Annotated in this window: 11 protein-coding genes; all 11 read right to left on the reverse strand. The window is 60.8% G+C overall.

Annotated features, from left to right (window positions below):
- Positions 1–19: 19 nt before the first annotated feature.
- On the reverse strand, positions 20–1,453 hold the full coding sequence (gene creC, locus BMZ32_RS16730) for a two-component system sensor histidine kinase CreC (RefSeq protein WP_090244089.1): 1,434 nt from the start codon (positions 1,451–1,453) through the stop codon (positions 20–22).
- A complete protein-coding gene (creB, locus tag BMZ32_RS16735; RefSeq protein WP_090244091.1) occupies positions 1,453–2,139 on the reverse strand; it encodes a two-component system response regulator CreB in 687 nt (228 codons plus the stop codon). The genes creC and creB overlap by 1 nt, the downstream gene beginning before the upstream one ends.
- 348 nt (positions 2,140–2,487) lie before the next feature.
- Positions 2,488–4,518 carry a methyl-accepting chemotaxis protein gene (locus BMZ32_RS16740; RefSeq protein ID WP_090244093.1) on the reverse strand — a complete coding sequence of 677 codons (2,031 nt, stop codon included), beginning with the start codon at positions 4,516–4,518 and terminating at the stop codon, positions 2,488–2,490.
- Positions 4,519–4,693: 175 nt separating this feature from the next.
- Positions 4,694–5,920, reverse strand: coding sequence for a cyclic di-GMP phosphodiesterase (locus BMZ32_RS16745; protein ID WP_090244095.1), 1,227 nt, complete (start codon positions 5,918–5,920; stop codon positions 4,694–4,696).
- 431 nt (positions 5,921–6,351) lie between these two features.
- Entirely contained in the window at positions 6,352–7,551 is a 1,200-nt protein-coding gene (gene fdhA, locus BMZ32_RS16750) for a formaldehyde dehydrogenase, glutathione-independent (protein WP_090244098.1), read from the reverse strand.
- Between the two features lie 193 nt (positions 7,552–7,744).
- Positions 7,745–8,608: a formyltetrahydrofolate deformylase gene (purU, locus tag BMZ32_RS16755; protein WP_090244100.1), complete on the reverse strand. Its 864-nt coding sequence runs from the start codon at positions 8,606–8,608 to the stop codon at positions 7,745–7,747.
- Positions 8,609–8,715: 107 nt separating this feature from the next.
- A complete protein-coding gene (locus tag BMZ32_RS16760; RefSeq protein ID WP_090244101.1) occupies positions 8,716–9,348 on the reverse strand; it encodes a sarcosine oxidase subunit gamma in 633 nt (210 codons plus the stop codon).
- On the reverse strand, positions 9,341–12,358 hold the full coding sequence (locus BMZ32_RS16765; protein ID WP_090244103.1) for a sarcosine oxidase subunit alpha: 3,018 nt from the start codon (positions 12,356–12,358) through the stop codon (positions 9,341–9,343). The genes BMZ32_RS16760 and BMZ32_RS16765 overlap by 8 nt, the downstream gene beginning before the upstream one ends.
- Positions 12,355–12,681 carry a sarcosine oxidase subunit delta gene (locus BMZ32_RS16770; protein ID WP_090244105.1) on the reverse strand — a complete coding sequence of 109 codons (327 nt, stop codon included), beginning with the start codon at positions 12,679–12,681 and terminating at the stop codon, positions 12,355–12,357. The genes BMZ32_RS16765 and BMZ32_RS16770 overlap by 4 nt, the downstream gene beginning before the upstream one ends.
- Before the next feature lie 53 nt (positions 12,682–12,734).
- On the reverse strand, positions 12,735–13,985 hold the full coding sequence (locus BMZ32_RS16775) for a sarcosine oxidase subunit beta family protein (RefSeq protein WP_090244107.1): 1,251 nt from the start codon (positions 13,983–13,985) through the stop codon (positions 12,735–12,737).
- Positions 13,986–14,134: 149 nt separating this feature from the next.
- Positions 14,135–15,388 carry a serine hydroxymethyltransferase gene (glyA, locus tag BMZ32_RS16780; protein ID WP_090244109.1) on the reverse strand — a complete coding sequence of 418 codons (1,254 nt, stop codon included), beginning with the start codon at positions 15,386–15,388 and terminating at the stop codon, positions 14,135–14,137.
- Between the last annotated feature and the right edge of the window lie 214 nt (positions 15,389–15,602).

Below are 15,602 nucleotides of genomic sequence, written 5' to 3' on the forward strand. Positions count from 1 at the left end.
ACGCAGTGCCAGCCGCCTCTTAGTCGCCCACGAAATGCGCTAGCCGCAACCGCACCTCGACCCCGCCTGGCGCATTGCCTATATGCAATGCGCCGCCATGCAGCAGCATCACTTCCTCGACAAAATTCAGCCCCAAACCGGTGCTCTTGCGCCCGTTATTGGGGCGCGGCAGTGAATAGAAGCGCTCGCACAAGCGTGCAAGGGCGTAGCCGGGAATCGGCTCGCCCTGGTTGAATAGACACAATTCGACCTGCGCGCCGCAAGCCTTCGCGCTGAAGCGGATCAAGCCGCCAGGGGGCGTGAAATCCAGGGCGTTATCCAGCAGATTGGCCACGGCCTGACGCAGCAAAAAGGCCTCACCGCACACACTGAGCGCGGGATCAATCAGGTTCTCAATTTGCAAGCCGCCGGCCTCGACGCGTGCCATTTGTGCTTGCAGTAACGCCTCGATCAATGCACGTAGCGGCACGTCCACCTGCTCTTCCAAACCTTGGCGTTGCTCGACCTGGGCCAGGTGGAGCAGGCGCTCGATCAGTTGCTGCATGCGCGCACTTTCCTGATCAATATTGGCGACGAAACGCTGGCGTTGTGCGGTAGGCATTTCGCTGTCGAGCAACTCAGCCGCGCCGCGAATCGCCGCCAGCGGGCTTTTCAGTTCGTGGGTCAGGGTGTGTACGTAGCGCTCGACATAGGCCTTGCCTTCCAGCTCGGTGCGCATGTGCTCGATGGCCTCGGCCAGTTGCGCCAGCTCGCCACCGCCCACGCTGGGCAACTCGGCGCGCTGGCCGGCGCTCACCGCTTGGGCGTAGCGGGTGAGCTTGCGCAGCGCGGCACTGAGCCACCAGGACAGCAACGCACCGATCAACAAACCGAGCACGATCAGCCCGCCGCCAAGCCAAGCCAGGCGCTGCTCAGAGCGCTCGATATAGGGCTGTAACGTACGGTTGGGTTTGGCCACCGAGACCACGCCGATAATCTGCGCGCCATCCATGATCGGTGCGGCCACGTACATCACCGAGGAATCAGGATCGCTCGGGTCTTCCTTGGTCGAACGCGCGCCGTATTCGCCGCGCAGCGTCAGCAGCACATCGTTCCAGCGCGAATAATCCTGGCCCACCGCTGCGCCCGTGGAGTCGAGCAAAACCTTGCCCTCGGCGTCGGTGACATAGATGCGGTGATTGACCTGAGTTTTCTCTACGCCCCAGATCTGCGCGCGCGGCTGGCGTTGACCGTAAGCCTGTAACACCTGCGGTAAACGGCTCTGTTGCAAGCGGCCAGCCTTGACCTCGTCACGCAGAATCTCCGCCAGCAGGTTGGCCGTATCGACCAGGGTTTCCTCGGTGGACTGACGTACGCCGGGGCGGATTTCATCCATCACCGTACTCAGGACAAACCAGCCGGCCAGGCCGACAAACAGGAAATACACCAGGAAGATGCGGATCCCCAAGGGCATCAGGCGTGCCTCGGCGAGTAGCTGTAACCCAGGCCGCGATGGGTCTGGATCGGCTCCGCCGCGGCGCTCACCTGGCGCAGCTTGGCCCTTAGGCTTTTGATATGGCTGTCGATGCTGCGCTCGTAGCCCGCATCGGCAGCCACTCCCAGGCTATCGAGCAGTTGCTCGCGGGAAAATACCCGCTCAGGCTGCGTCAGCAGGCTTTGCAGTAAACGAAACTCGTGGCGGGTCAGGCTGAGTAACTGGTGGTGGTAGTGAATCTGCACCCGTTCGCTATCGAGCTGGAACGGCCCGCTGACAGGGCTCGCTGCGGGCACTTCACGCGGCGCCACACGCTTGAGGATGGCCTTGACGCGCGCCGCCACTTCGCGCGGGCTAAAGGGCTTGACCACGTAATCGTCGGCACCAATTTCCAGGCCCACCACCCGGTCGATTTCCTCGCTGCGCGCCGTGAGAAAAATCACCGGCACCTCGGAGAAACGCCGCAAACGCTTGCAGGCCTCGAAGCCGCTGATATCCGGCAGGCCGACATCGAGAATCAACAGGTCGGCCGGATTACGCTGCTGCTCAGCCAGCGCCTGCTCGGCCAGGCTCAGCCAAGTAGTGGTAAAGCCTTCACTTTGCAGGGCAAAAATCAGCGTATCTGCAATTGCGGCTTCGTCTTCGACAATCAGAATATGCGGCATGGGCGTCCTGCTCGTGGCAACTCGGCGAGGAGCCTGCGACAGGCCATGGCCAGCGTCAAGCGTGGCCTAAGGGCCAAGGACGCAGCCCGCAGTAGCTCGGATGCAATCCGGGAATGGCGCTGGCAGAACATCGACCCGGATTATATCCGGGCTACACACTGAACACAGAACCGTAGGGTGGGTTAGCGGCGCAAAACCTTGGACCCGAAAAGCGCACGCAGGCTGGGTGCCGCTTAACCCACCAACCCGCCAGCCCTGCCAAACACCGGTGGGCTACGGCGCACCCACAAACACGCAACATCATAGAATCCAGAGGCGCGCCTCCCGCTACTGCTAGCGGCAGGGCGCTCAATCAAGCTTGAAGCGTGCGGTATTTTGCGCCAACACCTGGCTACCCTGTCGCAGTTGTTCAGCCGCGCTGCTGACTGCCTGGGCACTTTCGAGCAGCGCGCTGGCAGCCTGATCGACCTGCTGAATATTGCCGCTGACTTCCTCAGCTGTCGCGGCCTGCTGCTCCGCCGCCGTGGCGATCTGCGCCAGGCGATCCGTCACCCGCTGCACCGATTCGACAATAGCGTCGAAATCTTCCCCCAGGGCTAAGACGCTACCGACATCACCTTCCGCCTGATGCACAGCGTCTTCCATCTGGGTGACCGACTGGCCGACCACGCGGTGCAGATTGGCCACCGTTTCAGCAATCTCCGCCGTAGAGTTTTGCGTGCGTTGCGACAGCGAACGCACTTCGTCAGCGACCACGGCAAAACCGCGTCCCTGTTCGCCTGCACGCGCCGCCTCGATCGCAGCATTTAGGGCCAGCAGGTTGGTCTGCTCAGCAATACCCTTGATCACATCCACCACGCGGGTGATCTGCTCGGTTTGCGTACGCAGTTGCTGCAAGGTGCTAGCGCTGTCACCCAAACGGCTGCTGAGCTCACGCATGCTCTGACTGGTGCGGTTGCTGCGTTGATTACTCTGATTGGCGATCTCACGGGTTTGGTTGGCCTCCACTGCGGCTTGCTCGCAACTCTGCGCCACACTCTGTGCGGTGGCAGCCATTTGCGTGGCAGCGGCGGCAATCTGGCTCATCTGGGCTTGCTGTTGCTCCACTGACTGCAAGGCATTACGCGCCTCGCCATTGAGCGTGTGCACGGTACCGCCCAACTGCTGACTTTGCTGATTGACCCCCTGCATAGAGCCGCGTAACTGATCGACTGCCGTATTCAGGGCCATGGCGATGCTGGCCAAATCATCCTCACCATGCACCTGCATACGCGCGCGCAGGTCGCCATCGCGCAAGCCTTCGGCGGCCTGGATGATCCCGGCAGTGCTACGATGGATCGAGGCATTGAGGCAGAACAAAACATACAGCGCCAGCAGGGTCAGCACACTGAATACACCCGTGACATTAATCATGGCGCTCAAGGCGCTCTCTTGGTAGTGACCGAGGCTCGCATCAAACTGTTGGTATAACGCTGTTTGCAGAATCTGCAACTGACGCTGCAACGCTTCGATACGTTGCACAAACTGCTCCGGGGTCAAGGCCATCGGGCTGGCCTCGAACATGTCACGGTCAATACCGGCGAGAAAGGCTTCATAACCCTGCAATGCACTCACATAGGGTTCTTGCAGTTGCCGCATAGCGTCTGGCGCTTCTTGGCCGAGGGTCGCCTGCGCCTTAAGCAATTGACTACGCGACTCATCCAAACCACGCCGTAGATCGCGGATCAACACACGGCTCTGCAGGGTGAAATGCTGCGACACCACCGCGCCGTAGCCCTGACTGGCAAAGCTGCCCAGCTGCTCGAGTAACCGCGGCAAGGTGTAGGTCAGCTGCTCCATCATCAGGTAGGTGTCGAGCTGCGGGTCCAGAATCAAGCCGCTGTCGGTGGCTAACTGTTCGCGCAGAGCCAACAACCCCAAGAGGTTCTTTTGGTAACGCTCTAGGGCATCAGGCAGCGCTAACTTACCCAGCACATCGACATTCAGTTCGGCCTGCCCAGTACTGAGACGCTGCCAATGCTGGCGAGCCTGGTCACTCAATAGTGTTGATTTGAGTGGCTGTTCGAGCGCCTGTAAGGCCGGTGAAAGGTTAGCGGCGCGTTCACGCAACAAGGCCTCGGCAGCCTTTTCGGTGCCCTTCCAGCGCGACAGCAATGTGCGCTGCTCAATCAGCGCCTGCTGCACCTTGGCCACGCTCTGCAAGGCGCTGATGCCTTCCAACTCATGGTCGATGGCGCTGAGTCGATCGAGGTTATAGCTGCTGATCATCCACATCGAAAAGCCCAGCGGTAGGGCAAACAACACAAACACCAGCTGAAACTTGCGCGCGAAGCTGAACCGCTCCAGCAGCCGCACGCCCGGTTTGAGTACTCCAGTCATACACACCTCAACCTGTGAAGCGAGCCTACTGCAAGGGCGCGCTAAAGTTAAACCTCAAGCAAGAAGCACGCCCAGCTGCGTATCTGCGACGTTATGTGCATAAGCAAAGGTAAGTGGTGCGTGGCGCCCGGGTACAACACAACGTGCGCAGTGGTGCGTCTCTCGGCGCACGAGCTTAATTAGCGAGGCCGCTCCAGAGCTCGTCGACATGACGAAAGCCCCAGGTCTCAGCGGACTCGCGACCGACGATTTTGTCACGCCCCACTAGCTTGCTCAGGTCAAGGATTTCCTGCGGGATCGGGGTTTTCGACTTGGCCGAGAAGAACACCTTGACCATGGGCATCAACAAGGAACCGGCTTTCTGCTCGATGACCACACCAATGCGTCCGCTTTCTAGGCCCACCAACGAGCCCACCGGGTAGATACCTACGGCTTTAACAAATGCCTGAAACACGAACGGATCGAAATGGCCCTTCCACTCAGCCATTTTTCGAATTGACTCGCCCGGATCCCAGCCTTGCCTATACGACCGATTGGAGGTGATCGCGTCATACACGTCGCAGACTGCGCCCATGCGCGCATAAAGGCTTATCTGCTCACCGGCCAGGCGATGCGGGTAGCCAGTGCCGTCGACTTTCTCGTGATGATGCAGGCACACGTCCAGCACCAGTGCGCTGACTTGTTTGCTGTCGAGTAACATCTGCGAGCCGGCCATAGGATGGTCGCGCATCGTGGCGAACTCGTTGTCGGTCAACTTACTTGGCTTATTTAAAATGCTGTTGGGAATGGCCATTTTGCCGATGTCATGCAGCAAACCGGAGAGCCCTGCTTCACGCACCTGAAAATCATCCAGGCCTAACTGGCGCGCCAAGGCAATCATCAGTGCACAAACGGCCACCGAGTGCATATAGGTGTATTCATCGGCGTTTTTCAGCCGTGCCAGGCTGATCAGCGCATTAGGGTGGCGCAGTACCGATTCGGAAATCTCCTCGACCAACTCGCCGGCCTGCTCAAACTGCAGCGCCTGGCCCATGCGCGCATCGCTAAACATGCTGATAACCGCTGCTTTGGCAGTGGCGCATATCTTGACCGCACGCCGGAGTTCATCGTCCATCGATGCCGCGCGAATCAACGGCGGGCTCTGCTCCACAGCCATCAACTTCTCGTCCGCTTGCGCAGCCATCTCTTCGGCGCTGGCGCTGGCGACCCCAACCTCGACATCCAGGCCCTTGCTGACATCGATCCACAGCTGAGTGACGCTGCTGGCCTTGACGCGCAGCAGGTCCTTTTCGGTTTCCAAGAGAAACTTGGACTTCCAGAAAGGATGATCCATCCATGAGCCGCAGAACTCATGAATAAACATACCGACACGCACGTCGGTCACAGCAATGCATTTGAGCATTTAACGCACCTGGACGATGGCAAAAGCAGCTCGGTCAACCATAAGCGTAGCCGAACAGCAGCCTTCAATGACTCGACATTACCTGAATCATGGCCCTAGGACATCACCGATATTGAGTGCACCAGAACGGAGCTGCCCAGCGGCTAAACAGCAGGTACACAGTCACCTTTTGCTGATGACGATCTGGCGTTTAAACGGGATAGCGCAGCCTAGGGCTGCTGGGGCGTGACAGCGCAGTCCACTGCGCACAGTGCAAGCGCCTTGATGGCAGGCCCCGTCAGCGTCGCACCACAGAGCGCAGCGCTGGTGAAGCAAAATCTGCTTACACACAAGAGGGTTGTCGCGTTACCTGCTGCTGATGGCTAAAAGCCTACTCCAGTGCATGAGAGCAGCACTGGAGTAGGCGTCTAGGTGCGCGCGTGCCGCGCTGATCAGCCCGCGCTGAACATCTTGTGCGGATCGATGACGAATTTCTTCGGCACGCCGGCATCGAACTCACCGTAACCGCGCGGCGCGTCGTCCAGGCTGATAACCTGCACACCAACCACTTCAGCGATGTTGATGCGGTCCCACATGATGGCCTGCATCAGCTGGCGGTTGTACTTCATCACTGGGGTTTGCCCAGTGTGGAAGCTGTGCGACTTGGCCCAGCCGAGGCCGAAACGAATGCTCAGCGCGCCCTTCTTCGCCGCGGCATCGACTGCGCCCGGATCTTCAGTGACGTAAAGGCCGGGAATACCGATTTTGCCGGCGACCCGCACCACGCCCATCAACGAGTTGAGCACGGTGGCGGGTGCTTCGTGCTGCACGCCTTCGTGACCATGGCCGCGAGCCTCAAAGCCCACCGCGTCGATCGCACAATCCACTTCCGGCTCACCCAGTAGTGCGGCAATCTGCTCGTGCAGCGGCGTATCCAGCGACAGGTCGGCAATCTCGAAACCCTGAGACTTGGCATGCACCAGGCGCACAGGATTGACGTCACCGACGATCACCACCGCTGCACCCAGCAAGCGTGCCGAGGCCGCCGCAGCCAAACCAACAGGACCCGCACCGGCGATATACACGGTGCTACCCGGCCCTACGCCCGCGGTGACGGCACCGTGGTAACCCGTGGGCAGAATGTCGGACAGACAGGTCAGGTCGAGAATTTTCTCCATGGCCCGCTCGCGGTCTGGCAGTTTCAGCAGGTTGAAGTCGGCGTACGGCACCATGGCGTACTCGGCCTGGCCACCGGTCCAGTCGCCCATGTCGACGTAACCGTAGGCACCACCCGGACGCGCCGGGTTGACCGACAGGCACACGCCAGTGTGTTGCTCTTTACAGCTGCGGCACCGGCCGCACGCGACGTTGAACGGCACCGACACCAGGTCACCGATTTTCAGGTTCTCGACGTCGCTGCCTTTCTCGATCACCTCACCGGTGATCTCGTGGCCCAGCACCAAGCCGGTTTGCGCCGTGGTACGGCCGCGCACCATGTGCTGGTCGGAGCCACAGATATTGGTGGATACGACTTTGAGGATGACCGCGTGCTCGATTTTCTTGCCGCGCGGGTCCTGCATTTTTGGATAGTCGATTTTCTGCACTTCGACCTTACCAGCGCCGAGGTAGACGACGCCACGATTACCAGACATAGGTGTTCTCCTTTGTTGTTGTGGGTACAAAGGCGCAGCCAACGGCCACGCGGCCTCGTACTGGAGCGTTAAGTCTGTTGCGCGGGAGAGACCGCCAAGGGCAGAGCGGTACTGCCTCTCCGGTTGTAATCCGGCTGCGTTTACACACCGGATCGGGTTGATGGGTATCGCTGCGCTCAACCCATCCTACGGATCATGCGTGCAGCACCACCGTGCGGCTGGCGTTGAGGAACACCCGCCGTTCAAGGTGGTAACCAATGGCCTTGGCCAGGGTTTGGCACTCGATATCACGGCCTTTTGCAATCAGGTCTTCGGGGTAATGCGCGTGGTCCACCGACTCCACGCCCTGGGCGATGATCGGCCCCTCGTCGAGGTCGTTGTTGATGTAGTGCGCAGTGGCGCCGACCAGTTTGACGCCCTTTTCATAGGCCTGGTGGTAAGGCTTGGCGCCCTTGAAACCGGGTAGCAGCGAGTGGTGAATATTGATCGCCCAGCCATCCAGCTTGCGGCACAGCTCGGGCGACAACACCTGCATATAGCGGGCGAGCACCACCAGTTCGGCGCCCGTATCCTCAATCACCTGCAGCACCTTGCGCTCCTGCGCCGGTTTGTCATTGGGGTCGAGCGGGAAGTGGTAGTAGGGAATGTCGTGCCAGCGCGCCAGCGGTTCCAGGTCCGGGTGATTGGACACCACCGCCACCACCTCCATGCCCAAGTGGCCAATGCGCTGACGATAGAGCAGATCATTCAGGCAATGGTCGGCCTTGCTGACCATCAGCACCACCTTGGCTCGGTAGCCGGGCGGGGTCAGCTCGACCTGCATGCCAAAGCTGGTCAGGCGCTCATCGAGGCCGGCGCGAAACGCCTGCTCATCAAAGTCATCCGGTTGGCGAAACTCGACGCGAATAAAAAACAGCGAGGACAGGCGATCATCAAACGAGTGATGCTCAGTCACGTAACAGCGCTGCTCGAAGAGAAAGCGCGTCACCGCGTCCACCGTGCCGAGCACGCTCGGGCAGTGGGCAGTCAGAATCCAGGTATCAGGGGTGCGGCTCATAGCATTCTCCAATCAGGCGTAGAGTGGATCGGGGCGCGTAGCTGACGCTTCACCCATCCACCTTGGATGTCCTCTGGTGGCCGAAAAAAGCGTCGTCCACCCTACGTTCAGGCCTTGATCGCCAAGCCGAACTCGGCGCTGGCGTCTTGCAGCCACAACCAGACGTAATCCGCGAAGCTGCGGCGCACCACTAACTCCCAGGTGTCTTCGCCGGTATGGCGGATCACCAGCTGCGACTTGGCGAACACCGTGCCCACGGCCTTACCCACCGGGAAGTTGCTGGGGTGCACGTCATAGCTGCTGGACTTCATCAGCACGTCGCGCACCTTCGGCCCGCTCAGTTCCAACAGGGTTTGTCCGCCGCTGACGTTGACGATCGAGATGTGCTGGCCATCCAGCGCTGCACGCAGCTTTTGCTCGACGGCAAACTCGGTGCCGCTTGGCACGACCAGCAACCACTCATCGGGGCCCAGCCATTGCAGTGAGGTCTCACCAGCCGCCACCAGCATCAGTGCAGACGGCAGTTCCAGGCCTAATGCTTGGTGCACGGCGCCGGCAAAAGCGCTGTCCTTGGCGTCGCCGCGCAGGGTCAGGTGACCGAGCAGCTTCTTCTCACGCAGGGTGACCCCAGCCTTGGCCGGCCCCTTGCCCACTAACTGATCGAGCTCGGCGTGGAACAGTGGCGATTCAGCATGGGCAGCCGCAGGGCGTTGCTGATAAACATTGATTGAATTAGACATTCTGGCGATCCCCTTTCGGGTCATAGAACACGGAGCTGACGATTTCGGCTTCAATCACGCTGCCATCCACCAAGGGGGCGAACACTCGCTCACCGATGCGTTTAAGACCGCCTTTAACCAAGGCCATGGCGATGGAGTGTTTCAACGCCGCGCTTGCGTAGCTGGAGGTGACGTGGCCGACCATATCCATCGGGATCGGCTGCTTGGGGTCACGTACCAGCTGCGCGCCTTCCGGCAGCACCTTGCTCGGGTCGATGGGCTTGAGCCCCACCAACTGCTTGCGCTCTTCACGCGTGCAGTCCTCGCGGTTCATGCCGCGCCAGCCGATCCAGGAGAACGGTTTAGTGCGACCGACACACCAGCCCATATTGAGATCGTCCGGGGTGACTGAACCGTCAGTGTCCTGACCGACGATGATGAAACCCTTCTCGGCCCGCAGCACGTGCATGGTCTCGGTACCGTAAGGCGTCAGGCCATGCTTCTTGCCGGCCTCGATGATCTTTTCCCACACGCCCAGGGCATAGTCGGCCTGCACGTTGACTTCATAACTCAGCTCACCGGTGAAGGAGATACGGAATACCCGCGCCGGCACACCGCCAACCTGGCCTTCCTTCCAGGTCATAAAGGGGAAGGCGTCCTTGTCCAGGTCGATATCGGTGACCTCAGCCAGCAGCTTGCGACTGTTCGGCCCGGACAGGGTCATGGTGGCCCAGTGATCGGTGACTGAGGTGAAATACACCTTGAGCTCCGGCCACTCGGTCTGGTGGTAAATCTCCAGCCACTCCATTACCCGTGCGGCGCCGCCAGTGGTGGTGGTCATCAGGAAGTGGTTGTCCGCCAGGCAGGCGGTGACACCGTCGTCGAAGACCATGCCGTCTTCTTTGCACATCAGACCGTAGCGCGCCTTGCCTACATCCAGCTTGGTCCAGGCATTGCTGTACACGCGGTTAAGGAACTCGCGGGCATCCGGGCCTTGGATATCGATTTTGCCCAGGGTCGAGGCATCGAGAATGCCCACCGCGTTGCGTACTGCCAGGCACTCACGGGCCACGGCGCCATGCAGGTCTTCACCGGCTTTGGGGAAATACCACGGGCGCTTCCACTGGCCGACGTCCTCAAACTCGGCGCCGTTTTGCAGATGCCAGCTCTGCATGGCGGTGTAGCGCTTGGCTTCAAACAACTCACCGCAATGCCGGCCGGCCACTGCACCGAAGGTCACCGGGGTGTAATTGGGGCGGAACATGGTGGTGCCCATTTGCGCAATGCTGATGCCCAGCGAGCGCGCGGCGATGGCCAAGCCGTTGATGTTGCCCAGCTTGCCCTGGTCGGTGCCGAAACCCAGCGCGGTGTAGCGTTTAACGTGTTCGACCGACTCGAAACCTTCACGCGTCGCCAGCTCGATACCGGCGGCAGTGACATCGTTCTGCAGGTCGACAAATTGCTTAGGCGCACGCGCCGTGGGCTTGTCGTGGGGTACCTGGAACAACGCCTGCGTCGGCTCTTCCAAGTGCACAACGACCTGCGGCACGCTCGCCGAAACGGCTTTGTAGCCGGCCTCGACGGCGGCAGAGACACCTGCCTCGACGCCATTGGCCAGGGCATCAGCGAGGCCAAACACGCCATTCACGGCACCGGCGCAGAAGCGCTTCTGCAAACCGTCACCCGGCACGAAGGCGAGGATGTCTTCACGCCAGGTCGGCTTGCCGCCCAGGTGTGAGGCCAGGTGCACCACCGGGCTGTAGCCACCAGAGCTGACAATCAGGTCGCAATCAAGCACTTCTCCGGGGCTGGTCACCTTGTGGTTCTGCACATCGATGGCGCAGATACGCGCCGCCGTCACCCGCTTGCTGCCCGCCGCTTCCACCACGGCACTGCCAGTGAGGATGCGCACGCCACGCTTGCGCGCCTCTTCCACCCAGCTGCCGCGTGGGTTGCTGCGCGCATCAGCAACTGCCACCACCTGCAAACCAGCGTCGAGCCAGTCGAGCACCACACGGTAGGCGTAATCATTGTTGGTCGACAGCACCAGTTGCTTGCCCGGTGCTACGCCATAACGACGTACATAGGTGGACACCGCATCGGCGAGCATATTGCCCGGCACGTCGTTGTTGGCGTACACCAGCGGCCGCTCATGCGCACCGGTGGCCAGCACCACACACTTGGCACGCACCCGGTGCATGCGCTGGCGCAACATGCCCATGGGCGCGATCTCACCGAGGTGATCAGTCAGGCGCTGATGAATAGTGAGGAAGTTGTGGTCGTGGTAACCATGCACCGTGGCCCTTGGCAGCAGGGTGACTTCAGGCATGCTTGCCAACTCGGCAAGCACCTTGGTCACCCACTCGCTGGCGGGTTTGCCGTCGAGGGTTTCGCGGGTGCTGAGCAGGCTGCCGCCGAACTCTTCCTGCTCATCGGCTAGGATCACTCGCGCGCCGCTGCGCCCGGCGACCAAGGCCGCAGCCAAACCTGCGGCACCACCGCCGACGATCAGCACGTCGCAATGCTGGTTCATGTAGTCGTAGCTGTCCGGGTCAGCGGCTTTCGGCGCACGGCCAAGACCTGCGGCCTTACGGATGTACTTTTCGTAGGTCAGCCAGAGGTTCTGCGGGTACATAAAGGTTTTGTAATAAAAGCCTGGCGGCATCACCTTGCCGCCGACTTTGCCAAGAATGCCCATCAGGTCGGTGTTCACACTCGGCCAACCGTTGGTGCTGCTGGCAACCAGGCCGGCATACAACGCCTGCTGAGTGGCACGCACGTTGGGGATCTGCGCCGCTTCGGTGCTACCAATCTGCAGCACCGCATTCGGCTCCTCACTGCCCGCCGCAACGATGCCGCGCGGCCGCGAATATTTAAAGCTACGGCCGACGATGTCTACACCGTTGGCCAGCAAGGCGGCGGCCAGGGTGTCACCGACAAAGCCTTGGTAGCTCTGCCCGTTGAAGCTGAAATTCAATGGCTGGCTGCGGTCGATGCGGCCACCTGTGGCAAGACGATTGACCTGGCTCATGCCGTTACTCCTTGGTCGATGGCCTGCTTCGCGGCGCCACCAGCGGCAGTGACGCTGGGCTTTTCGCCGATCTTGTAGGTTTCGAGAATTTCGTAAGTCACCGTATGACGGGTGGCGTTGAAGTACTGGCGGCAACCGGCGGCGTGTACCCACAGTTCGTGGTGAATGCCACGCGGGTTATCGCGAAAAAACAGGTAATCGCCCCACTCGGCATCGGTGCAGGCGGCCGGGTCCAGTGGACGCGGAATGTGTGCCTGGCCCTTGGCGTGGAATTCCTCTTCGGAACGCAGCTCGCCGCAATGTGGGCAGAAAATATGCAGCATGATCGGTACCTCCAGAAAACCTCAGGTCCTCTCCCATGGGAGAGGCGGCAAAATCAGTGCGCAACCCCGGCGGCGCCGTGTTCATCGATCAGCGCGCCGTTGTGGAAGCGCTCAATGGAGAACGGCTTGGCCAGCGGGTGCATCTCGCCTTTAGCCAGGCTGGCCGCGAACACGTGACCAGAACCCGGCGTCGCTTTGAAGCCGCCGGTGCCCCACCCGCAGTTGAAGAACAGGTTCGGCACCGGGGTCTTGGCGATGATCGGGCAGGCGTCCGGCGTGGTGTCGACGATGCCGCCCCACTGGCGGTTCATGCGCACCCGCGAGAGCACCGGGAACAGCTCGACGATGGCCTGCAGGGTGTGTTCGATGGTTGGGTAGGAGCCGCGCTGGCCATAACCGTTGTAGCCATCGATGCCGGCACCAATCACCAGGTCGCCCTTGTCCGACTGACTGATATAGCCATGCACGGCGTTGGACATGATCACGCTGTCGATAATCGGTTTGATCGGCTCGGACACCAGCGCCTGCAACGGGTGCGATTCCAACGGCAGGCGAAAGCCGGCCAAGCCAGCCAGGTGCCCGGAGTTACCCGCCGCCACCACGCCGACGCGCTTACCGCCGATAAAGCCCTTGTTGGTTTCTACGCCGATGCACACACCGTTTTCTTTGCGAAAACCGATCACTTCGGTTTGCTGGATCAAGTCGACACCCAATGCATCGGCGGCGCGGGCATAGCCCCAGGCCACCGCATCGTGGCGGGCGACGCCGCCACGGCGCTGCAGGGAAGCGCCCATCACCGGGTAACGGGTGTTTTTCGAGCAGTCCATGTACGGCACCAGCTCCTCGACCTGCTTGGCATTCAGCACTTCGCCGTCGATGCCGTTGAGGCGGTTGGCGCTGACCCGGCGCTCGATGTCGCGCATGTCCTGCAGGGTGTGGCCGAGGTTGAACACACCGCGCTGGGAGAACATGACGTTGTAGTTGATGTCTTGCGACAGGCCTTCCCACAGCTTCATCGCGTGCTCATACAAATGCGCCGACTCATCCCACAGGTAGTTGGAACGCACGATGGTGGTGTTGCGCGCGGTATTACCACCGCCCAGCCAACCCTTCTCGATCACCGCGACGTTCTTCACGCCAAATTCTTTGGCCAGGTAATAGGCCGTGGCCAAACCATGCCCGCCGCCGCCGACTATGACCACGTCATACACCGGCTTGGGCGTTGGGTTGCGCCACATCCGCTGCCAATTCTCATGGTGGCTGAACGCGTGCTTGAACAGGCCGAAGCCGGAATAACGTTGCATGGGATGCTCCTAAATCTGGGTAGTTCAAGCCGTAGGGCGAGTCGCGTTTTATCGATCCACCGGTACGCAGTGAAAGCCCGTAGGGTGGATCACGCTTTAGCGATCCACCGATACGCGGTGGAAGGAAACAGCGCCTTCCACCCTACGAGTCACCGATAAACCGGGTAATCGGCGCACAGCCCTGCCGCCAGCGCCGCCACCTGAGCTTCCACATCGGCATCGCCGAGGTGATCGAGGATGTTGCAGATCCAACCGGCCAGCTCGATGCTCTGTGCTTCCTTGAAACCGCGCGTGGTGATCGCCGGTGTGCCGATGCGCAGCCCGGAGGTAACGAACGGCGATTGCGGGTCATTCGGCACCGCGTTTTTGTTGACGGTGATACCGGCGCGGCCCAGGGCGGCGTCGGCATCTTTACCGGTCAGGCCCTGACGAATCAGGCTGACCAGGAACAGGTGGTTGTCGGTGCCGCCGGAGACCACGTCATAGCCGCGCTCGATAAACACCTTGGCCATGGCCTGGGCGTTGTTAATCACTTGCTGCTGATAGGTTTTGAAGCCTGGCTCCATGGCCTCTTTGAAGCACACCGCTTTGGCGGCGATCACGTGCATCAACGGGCCGCCCTGAGCACCGGGGAATACCGCCGAGTTGAGCTTCTTCTCGATCTCCGGGTTGGCCTTGGCCAGGATCAACCCGCCACGGGGGCCGCGCAGGGTCTTGTGGGTAGTGGTGGTGACCACATCGGCAAACGGCATCGGGTTGGGATACAGGCCGGCAGCGACCAAACCGGCAACGTGGGCCATGTCGACAAACAGCAGCGCCCCGACCTTGTCGGCGATGGCGCGAAAACGCGGAAAGTCGAGGGTTTTCGAGTAGGCGGAGAACCCGGCGACGATCATCTTCGGCTGGCACTCAACGGCCAGGCGCTCGACCTCGTCGTAATCGATCAGCCCGGTGGCGGTGTCGATGCCGTACTGCACGGCGTTGTACAGCTTGCCCGAGGACGACACCTTGGCGCCGTGGGTGAGGTGGCCACCGTGAGCCAGGCTCATGCCGAGGATGGTGTCGCCGGCATTGATCAGCGCTAGGTACACCGCGCTGTTGGCGGACGAGCCAGAGTGCGGCTGAACGTTGGCGAAGTCGGCACCGAACAATTGCTTGGCCCGGTCGATGGCCAGCTGCTCGACCACATCAACGTGCTCGCAACCGCCGTAGTAACGCTTGCCCGGATAACCTTCGGCGTACTTGTTGGTCAGGCCACTGCCCTGGGCTTCCATCACCCGCTGGCTGGTGTAGTTTTCCGAAGCGATCAGCTCGATGTGGTGCTCCTGACGGCTTTCCTCGGCGTTGATGGCGCTGAGCAGTTCGTCGTCATAGCCTTGAATCTGGTCATTCTTGCTGAACATCGCTGATCTCCTGCGGCGCCTTGGTACGGCGCATCGGTGTCGAAAGCGGGCAACAGGTCATTGAAAAACTATCTAGGTTGCCGATACGTCGACATCGCCTAGGTTTTCAACGGCCTGTTCAACCCTTGTGGAGCCGATGGTATGACTCGCCCTGATCGGTCAGATGCCTATGCACGCCACGGGAGATTGCGTTTGCGACATGCCGAGGTCGCAA

Origin of the sequence: Pseudomonas guineae, assembly GCF_900113745.1 — a bacterium.
Lineage (GTDB): Bacteria > Pseudomonadota > Gammaproteobacteria > Pseudomonadales > Pseudomonadaceae > Aquipseudomonas > Aquipseudomonas guineae.

Coding starts and splice junctions, on each gene's coding strand:
- creC (WP_090244089.1), bottom strand. CDS start 1,453: ATGCCCTTGGGGATCCGCATCTTCCTGGTGTATTTCCTGTTTGTCGGC.
- creB (WP_090244091.1), bottom strand. CDS start 2,139: ATGCCGCATATTCTGATTGTCGAAGACGAAGCCGCAATTGCAGATACG.
- BMZ32_RS16740 (WP_090244093.1), bottom strand. CDS start 4,518: ATGACTGGAGTACTCAAACCGGGCGTGCGGCTGCTGGAGCGGTTCAGC.
- BMZ32_RS16745 (WP_090244095.1), bottom strand. CDS start 5,920: ATGCTCAAATGCATTGCTGTGACCGACGTGCGTGTCGGTATGTTTATT.
- fdhA (WP_090244098.1), bottom strand. CDS start 7,551: ATGTCTGGTAATCGTGGCGTCGTCTACCTCGGCGCTGGTAAGGTCGAA.
- purU (WP_090244100.1), bottom strand. CDS start 8,608: ATGAGCCGCACCCCTGATACCTGGATTCTGACTGCCCACTGCCCGAGC.
- BMZ32_RS16760 (WP_090244101.1), bottom strand. CDS start 9,348: ATGTCTAATTCAATCAATGTTTATCAGCAACGCCCTGCGGCTGCCCAT.
- BMZ32_RS16765 (WP_090244103.1), bottom strand. CDS start 12,358: ATGAGCCAGGTCAATCGTCTTGCCACAGGTGGCCGCATCGACCGCAGC.
- BMZ32_RS16770 (WP_090244105.1), bottom strand. CDS start 12,681: ATGCTGCATATTTTCTGCCCACATTGCGGCGAGCTGCGTTCCGAAGAG.
- BMZ32_RS16775 (WP_090244107.1), bottom strand. CDS start 13,985: ATGCAACGTTATTCCGGCTTCGGCCTGTTCAAGCACGCGTTCAGCCAC.
- glyA (WP_090244109.1), bottom strand. CDS start 15,388: ATGTTCAGCAAGAATGACCAGATTCAAGGCTATGACGACGAACTGCTC.